The 13,235-nt window shown below is 62.0% G+C and carries 11 protein-coding genes; 6 read left to right on the forward strand and 5 right to left on the reverse strand.

What is annotated here, in order from left to right; genetic code table 11:
* Nucleotides 1-42 precede the first annotated feature (42 nt).
* The 6 genes from M1D43_RS25890 (at nt 43) to M1D43_RS25915 (ending at nt 6,059) form a co-directional block, all read left to right on the forward strand.
* Nucleotides 43-1,239 carry a fumarylacetoacetate hydrolase family protein gene (locus M1D43_RS25890; protein ID WP_010967132.1) on the forward strand — a complete coding sequence of 399 codons (1,197 nt, stop codon included), beginning with the start codon at nt 43-45 and terminating at the stop codon, nt 1,237-1,239.
* Nucleotides 1,240-1,773 carry a TRAP transporter small permease gene (locus tag M1D43_RS25895; RefSeq protein WP_010967133.1) on the forward strand — a complete coding sequence of 178 codons (534 nt, stop codon included), beginning with the start codon at nt 1,240-1,242 and terminating at the stop codon, nt 1,771-1,773. It abuts the gene before it with no gap.
* Nucleotides 1,773-3,050 (forward strand): TRAP transporter large permease, encoded by a 1,278-nt coding sequence (locus M1D43_RS25900; protein ID WP_015242623.1) that lies wholly within the window; start codon nt 1,773-1,775, stop codon nt 3,048-3,050. Before M1D43_RS25895 ends, M1D43_RS25900 begins: the two co-directional genes overlap by 1 nt.
* A gap of 52 nt (nt 3,051-3,102) precedes the next feature.
* Nucleotides 3,103-4,107, forward strand: coding sequence for a TRAP transporter substrate-binding protein (locus M1D43_RS25905; protein WP_015242622.1), 1,005 nt, complete (start codon nt 3,103-3,105; stop codon nt 4,105-4,107).
* A 163-nt stretch (nt 4,108-4,270) separates the two neighbouring features.
* Complete coding sequence (locus M1D43_RS25910) at nt 4,271-4,951, forward strand: DUF2161 domain-containing phosphodiesterase (protein WP_015242621.1); 681 nt, start codon at nt 4,271-4,273, stop codon at nt 4,949-4,951.
* A 130-nt stretch (nt 4,952-5,081) separates the two neighbouring features.
* Entirely contained in the window at nt 5,082-6,059 is a 978-nt protein-coding gene (locus tag M1D43_RS25915; protein ID WP_017275987.1) for a 3'-5' exonuclease, read from the forward strand.
* Nucleotides 6,060-6,226: 167 nt separating this feature from the next.
* Here M1D43_RS25915 and M1D43_RS25920 read toward each other — a convergent pair whose 3' ends face one another.
* The 5 genes from M1D43_RS25920 to M1D43_RS25940 form a co-directional block, all read right to left on the reverse strand.
* On the reverse strand, nt 6,227-8,320 hold the full coding sequence (locus tag M1D43_RS25920) for an oxidoreductase (protein WP_015242619.1): 2,094 nt from the start codon (nt 8,318-8,320) through the stop codon (nt 6,227-6,229).
* A gap of 259 nt (nt 8,321-8,579) precedes the next feature.
* Complete coding sequence (locus M1D43_RS25925; protein WP_015242618.1) at nt 8,580-9,425, reverse strand: alpha/beta hydrolase; 846 nt, start codon at nt 9,423-9,425, stop codon at nt 8,580-8,582.
* Between the two features lie 15 nt (nt 9,426-9,440).
* Nucleotides 9,441-10,904 (reverse strand): NAD-dependent succinate-semialdehyde dehydrogenase, encoded by a 1,464-nt coding sequence (locus M1D43_RS25930; protein WP_015242617.1) that lies wholly within the window; start codon nt 10,902-10,904, stop codon nt 9,441-9,443.
* A 16-nt stretch (nt 10,905-10,920) separates the two neighbouring features.
* On the reverse strand, nt 10,921-12,120 hold the full coding sequence (locus tag M1D43_RS25935; RefSeq protein ID WP_015242616.1) for an iron-containing alcohol dehydrogenase: 1,200 nt from the start codon (nt 12,118-12,120) through the stop codon (nt 10,921-10,923).
* 21 nt (nt 12,121-12,141) lie between these two features.
* Nucleotides 12,142-13,146: an Ldh family oxidoreductase gene (locus M1D43_RS25940; protein WP_010967142.1), complete on the reverse strand. Its 1,005-nt coding sequence runs from the start codon at nt 13,144-13,146 to the stop codon at nt 12,142-12,144.
* Nucleotides 13,147-13,235 lie beyond the last annotated feature (89 nt).

Here is a 13,235-nt window from a genome sequence, read left to right on the forward strand (position 1 = left end):
AGACATCCTGACAATAGAGGACCCGTACCTTCGAGGTACGAGATGAGCGGAGGATTTCTCGTGAGTTTCGAACAGGCACTGAGCGCCGAATCAATCCAACCCGCGGATGCATCAAGCGCGATGCTCGTCGGGCGCGTCTGGTCCAAAACCGCCGGCGGACCTTGCCCGGTCCTGATCTCGGAAGGAGAGGTCTTCGACCTGACCCCGCTCGCGGCAACGATTTCCGCGCTTCTTGAGATCGACGGCCTTGTCGACGCTTTGCGCGACCCGTCGCGCTTTGCAAGTCTCGGCTCTCTCGATGCATTCCTCCGTGGCGAGGCGGGCGATCTTCTGGCGCCTGCCGATCTGCAGGCCGTCAAGGCGGCCGGCGTCACCTTTGCGGACAGCATGCTGGAGCGCGTGATCGAGGAGCAGGCCAAGGGCGATCCGCTGCGCGCGCAGGAAATTCGCGGCCGGCTGGCCCCCGTCCTCGGCGACAATCTCAAAGGCCTCGTCGCCGGCTCCGACAAGGCGGCCGAGGTCAAGAAGCTGCTCCAGGAGCTCGGTCTTTGGTCGCAGTACCTCGAAGTGGGCATCGGTCCGGATGCTGAAATCTTCACCAAGGCGCAGCCCATGTCTTCGGTCGGTTGTGGTGCCTATATCGGCATCCATCCCAAATCTGACTGGAACAATCCGGAGCCGGAAGTGGTGCTGGCCGTCACGTCGAAGGGCAAGATCGTCGGTGCGACGCTCGGCAACGACGTCAATCTTCGGGACTTCGAAGGCCGCTCCGCACTGCTTCTCAGCAAGGCGAAGGACAATAATGCGTCATGCTCGATCGGCCCGTTCATCCGGCTCTTCGACGGTGCTTTCACGATCGAGGACGTGAAGCAGGCGGAAGTCTCGCTTGTCGTCGACGGCAAAGAAGGTTTCAAGATGACCGGCATCAGCCCGATGTCCGCGATCAGCCGCAGTCCGGAAGACCTCGTTTCGCAGCTTCTCAACGACAACCACCAGTATCCGGATGGTGTGGTCTTCTTCCTCGGAACGATGTTTGCGCCGGTCAAGGACCGTCGGGGCACCGGGCTCGGCTTCACGCATGAAATTGGAGACCGGGTCGAAATCTCGACGCCGCGCCTCGGACGCCTCGTAAACTGGGTCGATCATAGCGACCGCTGCCCGAAGTGGAGCTTCGGCCTCGGCGCTCTGATGAAGAATCTTGCCGAACGCGGGCTCTTGCAGGCGAAACGGGAGGGATAGATGCAAAAGGCGATCGATACTTTCTACAAATTGCTCGAGCTGCTCTTGATCGTGCTGCTCGCAGGCATGGCCGTGATGGTGTTCCTGAACGTCGTGCTGCGCTACGGCTTCAACTCCGGCATCAACGTGTCAGACGAGATGTCGCGGTATTTCTTCGTGTGGCTCACCTTCATCGGTGCGGTGGTCACCTTCCGCGAAAATTCGCATGTCGGGGTCGAGACCCTGGTCTCGCTGTTCGGCCGCAAGGGCCGCATCATCTGCATGATCCTTTCCAATATCGTTGTCATCGCCGTGTCGGCGATCTTCTTCTGGGGCACCTGGAAGCAGTCGCCGATCAACGCCTCGATGGCCGCACCCGTCACCGGCATCTCGATGCTGTGGGTCTACGGGATCGGATACTTCACCGGAGCGGGCGTCGTCCTGATCGCGCTCGAGCGCCTTGTCCGCCTGCTGACGGGGCGCGTCACGGAAGAAGAAATCGCCGCCTTTGCCGGTGAAAACATGACTCTCGAGCAGCTGGCGGAGCGCACTTAATGACCCTTGTCGTCTTCATCGTTTCGCTGCTCGGCGCCATGGCAATCGGCGTGCCGGTCGCCTTCTCGCTGATGTTCTGCGGCGTCATGCTCATGTGGTACATGGGCATGTTCAATACCCAGATCATCGCTCAAAACATGATCGCGGGCGCCGATACCTTCACGCTCCTCGCCATCCCGTTCTTTATTCTCGCCGGTGAATTGATGAACGCCGGCGGATTGTCGCGGCGCATCATAGATTTCGCAATCGCCTGTGTCGGTCATATACGCGGCGGTCTCGGCATCGTTGCCATCATGGCGGCCGTGATCATGGCAAGTATCTCGGGTTCGGCGGCAGCCGACACTGCGGCACTTGCGGCGATCCTGATCCCGATGATGGCGAAGGCCGGTTACAACGTTCCCCGGTCCGCGGGCCTGATCGCTGCAGGTGGTGTCATTGCCCCGGTCATCCCGCCATCCATGGCCTTCATCGTATTCGGGGTGGCGGCGAACGTCTCGATTACGCAGCTCTTCATGGCAGGCATCGTGCCCGGTCTCATCATGGGTATCGCCCTCGTCGCCACGTGGCTGCTGGTCGTGCGCAAGGATGATATCCAGCCGCTTCCACGCACGCCGATGAAAGAGCGGCTCCGCGCCACCGGGCGCGCGCTTTGGGCTCTTGGCATGCCGGTCATCATCCTCGGCGGCATCAAGGCCGGCGTCGTGACGCCGACCGAAGCCGCTGTGGTCGCCGCAGTCTACGCACTCTTCGTCGGCATGGTCATCTATCGAGAACTCAAGCCGCGTGACCTGCCGGGTGTCATCCTCCAGGCGGCGAAGACCACCGCTGTGATCATGTTCCTCGTTTGCGCTGCGCTTGTTTCCTCGTGGCTGATAACTGCAGCGAATATACCAGCGGAAATCACCGGCTTCATCTCTCCGCTGATCGACCGCCCGACGCTTCTGATGTTCGTCATCATGCTGGTCGTATTGGTGGTGGGCACAGCACTCGACCTTACGCCCACGATCCTGATCCTGACGCCGGTGCTCATGCCCATTATCAAGCAGGCCGGAATCGATCCTGTCTATTTCGGTGTCCTGTTCATCATGAATACCTGCATAGGGCTGCTGACCCCACCCGTCGGCGTCGTATTGAACGTCGTCAGCGGCGTCGGCCGGGTTCCGCTCGGCAAGGTAATTGTCGGCGTGACGCCATTCCTGGTCGCCCAGATACTCGTGCTTTTCCTTCTGGTCCTGTTCCCGGACATCGTCATCGTGCCCGCACGCTGGCTGCATTAGAAGGGCTTTAACCCGCAACCCCTCACCAACAAATCCAAGGGAGGATACCCCCGTGAGAAAACTGCTTCTTGCCACGACTGCCATCGCTTTCGGTCTTTCGGCCGCGGCGCCGGCTTTCGCCGAGTTCAACGACCGCAACATCCGCGTGTCGAACGGCATCAACGAAGACCATCCGGTCGGTAACGGCATCAAGGCGATGCAGGCCTGTCTCGATCAGAAATCCGGTGGCAAGCTGAAGCTCACCGCTTTCTGGGGCGGCGCGCTCGGCGGCGACCTTCAGGCGACGCAGGCCCTGCGCTCCGGCGTACAGGAGGCCGTCGTCACGTCGTCCTCGCCGCTCGTAGGCATCATCCCGGCACTCGGCGTATTCGACCTGCCGTTCCTCTTCGCCAACGCTCAGGAAGCCTACACGGTGCTCGATGGCGATTTCGGCGACATGATGAACGAGAAGCTGGAAGCTGCCGGCCTGATCAATCTCGCCTATTGGGAAAACGGCTTCCGTAACCTGTCGAACTCGGTTCGTCCGGTCACCAAGTGGGAAGACTTCGAAGGAATGAAGGTTCGCGTGATGCAGAACAACATCTTCCTCGACACCTTCCAGAACCTCGGCGCCAACGCCACTCCGATGGCTTTCGGCGAAGTCTTCTCGGCGCTCGAAACCAAGGCGATCGACGCTCAGGAAAACCCCTATGTGACGATCGACACGTCGAAGTTCTTCGAAGTGCAGAAGTACGTGACCGAGACGAACCACGCTTACACGCCCTTCCTCTTCCTGTTCTCGAAGCCGATCTTCGACAGCTATACGCCGGAAGAGCAGGCAGCACTGCGTGAATGCGCAGTCGTCGGTCGCGACGAGGAGCGCAAGGTCATCCAGGACCTCAACAAGAAGTCGCTGGAGAAGATCAAGGAAGCTGGTCTCGAAGTGAACACCCTGTCTGCTGAAGAACAGGCTCGCATCCGCGAGAAGTCCATGGTCGTCTATGAAAAGCACAAGGCTGAGATCGGTGCCGACGTGGTAGACGCCATTCTCGCCAAGCTGGAAGAGATCCGCAAGTAAACAAAAGAACAGGCTACGTCACGGAACGTGGCCATGCTCTATGCCTTCCAGGAAGCCCACGGTGGACCAGCCGTGGGCTTTTATCGATTCCGTAGGACGATTGTCTCCTACGGGCGGATCGAGATAGTTTACACAGCGATTCTTCGCTTAAACCTGCAGGCATATGGAAACGTCGCTTTATCTCCCCGTCAAAGGCTTTCTCGAAAAGGCAGGTTACGTCGTCAAGGGCGAGGTTGACGGCTGCGATCTCGTCGGCCTGAGCGACGACGATCCGCCCGTGGTCGTGATCTGCGAGCTGAAGCTGCGCTTCAATCTGGAGCTCATACTGCAGGCCGTCGATCGCGCCGCTGTCGCGGACGAGGTCTGGATCGCGGCGCGAGTCTCGGCCAAGGGAAAAGGTCGCGAGACCGACAAACGCTACCGCGATCTCTGTCGCAGGCTCGGGTTCGGCATGCTCGGCATTTCCGATGCCGGCGACGTCAGCGTGATCGTCGGCTCCGTATCGCCGATGCCGCGAACCAATCCGAAACGGCGTTCGAAGCTCATGCGCGAACACCAGAGGCGACGCGGCGATCCCGCAATAGGCGGGAGCACACGCGCGCCTGTCATGACCGCGTACCGCCAGCAGGCGCTCGGCTGTGCGCTGGCGCTGACATCAGGCCCGCTGCGCGTGCGTGAAATCAGATCCAGCATACCGGATGCCGGGAAGATACTGCTTGCGAATGTCTATGGCTGGTTTGAACGGCTCGACAGAGGCGTCTACGGCTTGACGGAGGCTGGACGGGAAGCACTGCAGCGGTGGCCGCAGCTGAATATGCAGGCAAAAACGGCCGTCCCGGCCTGATTTTTGCCGACGCGCTGAAAATAGCGCATGTGGGGTACTCTATCGCATTATCGGTGGGTATGAGCACGGGGGAGGTGTTCATAGGGCAACCGGCGCTTTAGAGTTGGCGCACCTTAACGATGGGGATCGGATGACCTCTCAGCTCGACATGTTTGCCCGAGATGTGCGACCAGCAGCCGCGAGAGCCGAGGCAAGCCGTGCCCGGCGGCGGGCATCGACATCCTTCTCCGAAACCGAGATGCTTGCCGCGTTGAAGGCGACGGGTCGCTACAGGATCTTGCGAAAGCTTGAAGCTCGCACCGTCGCATCCGAGGTGAGGCCCGGTTTTCCCCTGAGGGGCGTCATCCTGGACACTGAGACGACCGGGCTCGATGCCCGCAAATGCGAGATCATCGAGATCGGGCTTGTCTCGTTCACCTACAACGAGGAGGGTGAGATCGGCGATGTGGTCGCTGTTTATGGCGGTTTGCAGCAGCCGGCCATCGCCATTCCACCCGACATCACCCGGCTGACGGGTATCACCGATGCCATGGTTGCCGGCCAGTCGATCGATAATGCTGCAGTCCAAGCAATCGTTGGGCCTGCGGATCTCATCATCGCCCACAATGCCGGCTTCGATCGGCCGTTTTGCGAAGCGTTTTCGGATGTGTTTGTCCGCAAGGCCTGGGCATGCTCGGTCTCCGAAATCGATTGGAGTGGCCGAGGCTTTGAAGGCACGAAGCTCGGCTATCTGATCGGTCAGAGCGGATATTTCCACGACGGGCATCGGGCTGTAGATGACTGTTTTGCTCTCCTCGAGGTCCTGGAACAGTCGAGTGATGGCGCCGCACTGCCGCCGTTTGCCGAACTTTACAAAACGAGCCAGCGTTCACGGGTGAGGATTTTCGCGGAGAATGCGCCGTTCGACCTGAAGGACGTGCTGAAGGTTCGCGGGTACCGCTGGTCCGATGGCAGCGACGGCCGCCCAAAATCCTGGTGGATAGAGGTCGCCGAGGAGGAGCTCGAGGCTGAACTCGGCTTCCTTCGGAAGGAGATCTATCGCTGGGACGAGGCAGATCCTGCGACGCAGCGGCTGACAGCTTTCGACAGATACAGAGCGCGAAGATAGTTCACCATCGCGGTCCAGCGTGCCCAATCCATTCGGTGGGGCGGAGGATCCCGGCGCAAAACGATCCTAGAGCATTTCCGCTTTTCTCCGAATTGCGGAAACGCTCTACCCCTTTGTTTTGCCGCAACTCCGGACGGGAAACCGCACCCACTTTTCCTCATCCCGCTCTACGCCGAGCGAAGACCATAAAGCCTTGCGATATCTTCCCGCATGAATGGGGCCCGATCTTTGTCTACCTGTTCCTGATAGGTCCGGGCATATTGATGGCCGGAATAGACGGCGGCGGCGATCAGGCCTGGCGCGAGGCAGTCGCCGAGGCGGGTCACGGTCTTGATGCCGGCGTCGGCCCACTCGTCTTCGCGAGCCTTGAGTTCCAGCCACAGCGTTTCGTCCGGCAGGCGGGCGGTGACCGGGACGAGAGTGGCGCAATCGACCGGGCGGGACCTGCCGCTGTAGACGCAGGATAGTTCCAGCTGGTCTTTCGTTCGACCGGCGAGCGCCACGGCCGTGACGATCTCGACGCCGAGATCGATGAGGCGCTTCTGGATACGTGCCTGCTCCAGCGTGTTCCTGCTCCAGGGCGAGACCTGGGATTCGGGCGTTACGAAGATGACCGTGCGCCCCCTCCTGGCGAGCAGTTCGGCGAGCACGCTGCCCATGTAGAAGCAATCGTCGTCGAAGACGACGACGGGACCGTCCGCCGGCACTGCCTCGGCGCCCTCGGAAAGAATGGCGTCGGGAGAGACGAGGATGCCTTCCGACAGAAAATCGAGCGGCATCCGGTGGGTGCGGCCAACGCCGTCGGTCCGCCAGCTCGCTCCGGTCGCGATCGCCACATGGGGGATGCCGTATTGCAATATGTCGGCGGCCGAAAGCGGACTGTGCAGGTAAAGCTCGGCATTGACGCGGGTGCTGAGTTGGCCGATGCGCCAGTCGCGCACGCGGCCCCAGGTCGCAAGACCGGGTAAGCGACATTCGCGCGCAACGCGACCGCCCCATTCGCCGCCGCCTTCCGCCAGCATGACATCGACGCCGCGCTGGGCAAGCGCCCGTGCCGCTTCCAGGCCCGCCGGTCCGCCGCCGATGATGAGGGCGGGTTCGGGAGTTTCGGACCTTGCGATGGTCTCCGGATGCCAGCCCTTGCGCCATTCCTCGCCAATCGTCGGGTTCTGCGTGCAGCGCATCGGTACGTTTGTATTGTCGCCGGAGGTGCAGATGTTGCAGCCGATGCACTCGCGGATGTCATCGATGCGCCCTTCCTCGATCTTCTTCGGCAGGAAGGGATCGGCGATCGACGGGCGCGCGGCGCCGATGAAGTCCAAAATGCCCTGCTTTATAACCCGCACCATGCTGTCCGGCGACGTGTAGCGGCCGACGCCGACCACCGGCTTGGTCGTGACGGATTTGACGAAGCGGATATAGGGCTCCTGGTAGCCTTCCTCGGAGAAACGAGCCGTCTGGCTATCGTTCGACCAGTCGGAGAGATTGACGTCCCAAAGGTCCGGAAGTTCGCCGAGCGCCGAAATGATGTCTTTCCCTTCTCCCTCGCAAGTGATCCCGGAGGGGCCCATCAGTTCGTCGACGGCAAGGCGCACCGCCAGCGCACAAGTGTCACCGATCGCCTCGCGCACATCATCGAGAATCTCTCGGAACAGGCGGAGCCGGTTTTCGAAGGAGCCGCCATATTCGTCGCTGCGGTCGTTATGGCGGCGGGACAGGAAGTGCTGCAGCACGCTCATGTCGTGGCCGGCATAAAGATAGACGATGTCGAAGCCGGCCTTTTTGGCGCGCAGCGCGGCATTGCGATACCAGCGGCGCATGTCGGTGATGTCGGCCTTGTCCATTGCGCGCGCCTGGACAGGATCGAGGCTGTCGCTGACGGCGTGCGAGGGAGCGAGCGGGATCATCCGGCTGAAACGGTTGGCGACGTGCAGGCCGTTGTGCACGAGCTGGATGGCCGCGAGGCTGCCATGGGCGTGGATACGTTCCGTAACGGCGGAAAGGGCCGGCAGATCGCCGTCGTCCCAAAGACGGGCTTCGTTGGCTGGCGTCAGGTCCGATGTCGGGTGGATTTCCGCCTCCTGGGTGGAGACGACGGCCCAACCGCCTTCAGCCTTCATGCCGCGCAGATGGGCTTCCGCATTGGGATAGCGGTAGCCCATGCCGGAACAGTGGGGCACCTGATAGAAACGGTTGCGCGCCGTGACCGGGCCGATCTTGACGGGTTCGAAAAGAATATCGAAGCGGGAGTCTCGGGACATTTCCTGCCATCCTGAAGGGAGCTGTGGTCCGCGCGCCGGAGCGCGGCGGTTGGGGCGGCCGCCAAAATATCGGGAACCTTCCGTCAGGCAAGAGATTTGTTATACGAGTGTATAATATTATGCTGCGGCGAAGTTTTTGATCCGGTCCGCGGTTCGCATCCCTTCAATGCGACCGACGTGGCCCAACAGCCAGTGGCGAACTTCTTCGGCGCCCGCCTTTGCCGCCGCGAGCGCCTTGGCCCTGAAGCGCCTTCAGGGTTCACCGGATTGGTCGGGCCACCAGATCGTGAAGCTGCCGGCCGAGTACGCCGTCGGTGTCGGCAAGGTCCAGGACGACGCTCATGTGGTTGAGATCGGGAACCGGGAGCAGTTCGGCACCTTCGTCCTGGGCACGCAGCAGCTCACATAGCCCCGCCGCCTGATCCTGGAATGGCGCCGTCTCGTCCGCCCCATAAGCGATGATGCGTAACGGGCAGGGGAGCTGCGAGCTGGTGAGAGGCGACCATGCGGCCGCTTCCATCGGTGTCATCTCCGCTTCGTGCCGAAGGAAGCTGTCCGGTATCCCCGACAGGTCGTAGATTCCGCTCAGGAGCAGCAAGCCTTGAAGCGTCGGCAGGGAGGGCGGGTAGGCTTCCTCGGGCCCGGTCGCGGCAAGAAAGGAAGCAAGATGCGCGCCTGCCGAATGACCGCTGACGGTCAGTCGCGCAGGATCCGCGCCGAAATCCCCCGCGTGGGCTTGAAGCCAGAGCACCGATCGCCGAACCTGATCCACCAGCACGTCCAGGCGTTTGCCAGGCATCAGGTCGTATTCGACCAAGGCCGCAATGCCGCCCGCCGCAAGAACCGGTGCAGCGACGAAACGATAGTTGATCTTTTCGCCGGAGCGCCAATATCCGCCGTGAACGAACACATGCAGGGGCGCGCCGGCCTGCACGCGCTCCGGTAAGATGAGATCGATGACCTCCCGCACGCCCGAGCCGTACCGTATGTCTGCCCGAACGTCGGCGCGCGCCGAAAGGGCCCAGCTGCGTTCGGCGAACTCTGCGGCGATCGTGTCGAAATCGGGCACGAAGTCGCGAATGCGGTAGAGGTCCTGTGCTGTCATCGTCTGCTCCGCCGATCAATAATCAACTGCGTAATATTTCGGCTCCATGAATTCCAGGATGCCCGTCACGCCGCCTTCGCGGCCAAGGCCGCTCTGTTTGACGCCGCCGAAGGGAGCGGCGGGGTCTGACATCAGGCCCCTGTTGATGCCGAGCATGCCGGTTTCGATGCGCTTGCCGACCTTCATCGCACGTTTGAGATCGCGGCTGTAGATGTACGCGGCGAGGCCATACTCCGTATTGTTTGCGAGGCGGATCGCCTCGTCGTCGCTTTCGAACTTGTAGACAGGCGCGACCGGTCCGAAGATTTCCTCACGTGCGATCGACGCGTTCACGGGGACGTTTTCGAGTACCGTCGGCGGATAGAAGTACCCGTTTTCCGTGAGCGGTTTGCCGCCGGTCGTTGCCCGCGCACCCGCGGCGAGTGCCTCTGAGACGAGCCGGTCGATCTTGCGGACGGCGTTTTGCGTGATCATGGGTCCACATTGCGTCTCGGGATCGTAGCCGGGGCCGATCTTCAGTGACTTCATCCGCGCCGTGAGGCCGGCGACAAACGCATCATGGATGCCGGCCTGGACATAGAAACGATTGGCGGCAGTGCAGGCTTCTCCAGCGTTTCGCATCTTGGCGATCATCGCACCGTCGAGTGCCGCCTCGAGGTCCGCGTCGTCGAACACGATGAAGGGCGCGTTGCCGCCGAGCTCCATCGAGCAGCTGACGACCGACTTGGCGGCTTCGGCAAGTAGAACGCGGCCAACGCCGGTCGAGCCGGTGAATGAAAGCTTTCGAACGCGCGGATCGGCGAGCATCGCATTCGTTATTCCGCCTGGATTGCTTGTGGTCAGCACGTTGACGACGCCAGGCGGGACGCCCGCCTCTTCCCCGAGACGGGCCATGGCATAGGCTGTCAACGGCGTCTCCGAGGCAGGTTTCAGGATCACCGTGCAGCCGGCGGCAAGGGCGGGCCCGATCTTGCGCGTCGCCATAGCGGCCGGGAAATTCCAGGGCGTGATCAGGACGGCAATGCCGATCGGCTCATGGTCAACGAGGATATTGTGCGACCCGGAGGGAGTGTGCCGGAATTCGCCCGGAATGCGGGTCGCCTCTTCAGCGTACCAGCGGAAGAATTCGGCGGCATAAGCGACTTCGCCGCGTGCGTCGGCCAGGGCCTTGCCGTTTTCCAGTGCGATTAGCGTTGCAAGCTCCTCGGCGTGCTGTGTCATCAGCTGATACCAGCGTCGCAGGATTTCCGAGCGCTGGCGAGCTGGAGTGGCGCGCCACCCGGCCGCAGCGGCATCCGCGGCATCGACTGCGCGCTGTGCGTCCTCGATGGAGGCGTCGGCGACCTCGGCCAGCAGATTACCGGTCGAAGGGTCGAGAACGGTTATTCCGCTGCCGCTTTGCCATTTGCCGCCAATGTAGAGGCCCGCGGCATGCAGGGCAGGATCGGCGTAGCCGGAAAACTTGGCATGAAACGTCATGGAGGGTCCTTTCGACTCAGTTCAGGCGGGAGCGATCGCCGCAATGGGCGGCGGCGACGAGGTTGCGCATCTCGTGCGGGTTCAAGGGGCGGGGATTGTTCTGGATTAGGCGTGCGATACCCGAGCTTTGTTCCGCCACCCAATCGATCCGGTCTTCCTCGAGGCCGAGGTCCCGCAGGGTGGCGGGAATGCCGATGCGTTCGAAGAGCAAAACGAGGGCAGGGATCACTTCATCCGGTCCGCCGAGCCCGGCCGCATGCGCGATCTGCGCGAGTTCGTCGCGGATGAGCGGCGCATTCCAAGTCATGACATAGGGCATTAGACAGGCGACCCCGAGGCCATGCGCCGTATGGGTGAGCGCGCCGACAGGGTACTGGATGGCGTGGGCCGCGGCAGTACCCGCCACCCCGAAAGCAAGACCGGCGAGCGTTGCGCCGAGCATCACCTTTTCGCGCGCGCCGGCGTCGGCGCCGTCCTTGCAGGCCCTCTCCAGCCCCTGCCACAGGAGGGTAATGGCGCTAAGGGCAAAGTGATCGGAAAGCTCGTTCTTACCGACGAAGACGCGCTGCTGCGCGATACCGGGGACGGGCTCGCGCCGGATCGCCGTGAAGGCTTCGATCGCATGCGTCAGGGCGTCCGCGCCGGCGATCGCAGTCAGGCCGGATGGGCAGGAGAGCGTGAGTTCGGGGTCGCAGATCGATACCGCCGGAATCAGGTGCGGACTTGAAATGCCAACTTTCAGGCTACGCTCGGCATCCGAAAGCACGGCGACGGGCGTCACCTCCGAGCCGGTGCCGGCGGTGGTGGGAATGGCGATCAATGGCATCACGGGTCCCGGCACGGCATATTCGCCGTAATAGTCCTGTGGCCGCCCGCCGTGGGTAAGGAGGAGGGTGACGCATTTCGCCATGTCGAGACAGGACCCGCCACCGATGCCGATGACGAGGTCCGGCGCAAAGCCTCTGGCCGCTGCAGCGCTCACGATAGCCGATTCCACCGGGACGTCCGGCAGGGTGGAGCTGTCCACCATCACCTCAAGCCCTGCCTCTTCGAGTCGCCGCACCAGTGCAAGCAAGTCGGCATCCACGGCAAGGCGCGTATCCGTGACGATCAGCGCGCGATGGCCGAGCTTGGCGGCGATGCCCCCAAGGGCATGGCGCTGCCCGGCGCCGAAAAGCAGTTCGCGCGGCGCCCTCAGTGTGCCGAATAGGTTCATTCCGTATGTCCTCCGATGAGTTCAGGCGGCCTCGAGAGCCGTAAGGTGGTCGAAAAGCGGCTGCGGCAGCTCGATGCCCGTCTTCGCTGCTGCAGCGCGTCGTGCTCGTGCCCCATCTCCCGGAATGGCGACTGGTTGCGTAGGGTCGAGCGGACGGGATAGGCGCAGGCGATCGAGATAGGCGGCAAGTGCCGGTATGCTACCCGCGCCTGCCGACGGATCGATCAGAATGAGAAGGTCGCCTTTATTGGCGGGATGAATGTCGTCGAGCGTTCCATTTACATCAGGCGCAAGGTTGGATCCGGCAAGCGCCGCGACAAGAAGCTCGATCGCAAGGCCCAGACCATATCCCTTGGCGTCGCCGAAGGGCGCGATCGCCCCTGCCTGTGCCGCGTGCGGATCGGTTGTCGCGCGACCGTCTCGGTCCACTGCCCAGCCGGGCGGGATCGCCAGACCACGCATCGCATGGTTGTTGATCTTGCCCATGGAAACGATGCTGGTTGCGAGATCCAGCACGAAAGGGTGGCCAGCCGCAGGGATGCCGATCGCGACCGGATTGGTGCCGATCAGGGCCTGCGTTCCGCCGAATGGGTGCACGAGCGCTTCGCTGGTCGACATGACAATGCCGATCAGGCCGTCTCTTGCGGCGGCTTCCGCATAATAGGCAAGCATTCCCATGTGATTGGCGTTGCGGATCGCGGCAATGGCGAGCCCTGTCTCCTTAAGGATCCTTCGCGTGACGCGCATGGCGTCCATCATGACGACTGGGCCAAGACCGCGTTCGCCGTCGACGCTCAGAAATGAGGCTCTTCGCCAGGTTCCGTTTCCACGGGTCGTGGGGTTCGCGAGCCCCTTATCCAGCCGGGAAAGAAGCAACGGCAGGCGTTGCAGGCCGTGGGAGGGCAATCCGCGCAGCTCGGCCTCCAAGAGGAGATTTGCCTGAAGACGAGCGGAGTCGGCAGGAACACCCCGCTTTTCGAGCAGAGCGACGCTCAAATTCCTCAGGCGGGCGGGCGGCAGCCTCATTTCCTAATCCTATATCAGATCATATACGATATTGTATTTGACATGCGATATGTTATTTGCAACAAAACGTCGTATGTCAATAAGCAGTC

The organism is Ensifer sp. R1-3 (genome assembly GCF_056739175.1).

Coding starts and splice junctions, on each gene's coding strand:
- M1D43_RS25935 (WP_015242616.1), bottom strand. CDS start 12,120: ATGAACCTATTCGGCACACTGAGGGCGCCGCGCGAACTGCTTTTCGGC.
- M1D43_RS25930 (WP_015242617.1), bottom strand. CDS start 10,904: ATGACGTTTCATGCCAAGTTTTCCGGCTACGCCGATCCTGCCCTGCAT.
- M1D43_RS25915 (WP_017275987.1), top strand. CDS start 5,082: ATGACCTCTCAGCTCGACATGTTTGCCCGAGATGTGCGACCAGCAGCC.
- M1D43_RS25920 (WP_015242619.1), bottom strand. CDS start 8,320: ATGTCCCGAGACTCCCGCTTCGATATTCTTTTCGAACCCGTCAAGATC.
- M1D43_RS25895 (WP_010967133.1), top strand. CDS start 1,240: ATGCAAAAGGCGATCGATACTTTCTACAAATTGCTCGAGCTGCTCTTG.
- M1D43_RS25910 (WP_015242621.1), top strand. CDS start 4,271: ATGGAAACGTCGCTTTATCTCCCCGTCAAAGGCTTTCTCGAAAAGGCA.
- M1D43_RS25900 (WP_015242623.1), top strand. CDS start 1,773: ATGACCCTTGTCGTCTTCATCGTTTCGCTGCTCGGCGCCATGGCAATC.
- M1D43_RS25940 (WP_010967142.1), bottom strand. CDS start 13,146: ATGAGGCTGCCGCCCGCCCGCCTGAGGAATTTGAGCGTCGCTCTGCTC.
- M1D43_RS25890 (WP_010967132.1), top strand. CDS start 43: ATGAGCGGAGGATTTCTCGTGAGTTTCGAACAGGCACTGAGCGCCGAA.
- M1D43_RS25925 (WP_015242618.1), bottom strand. CDS start 9,425: ATGACAGCACAGGACCTCTACCGCATTCGCGACTTCGTGCCCGATTTC.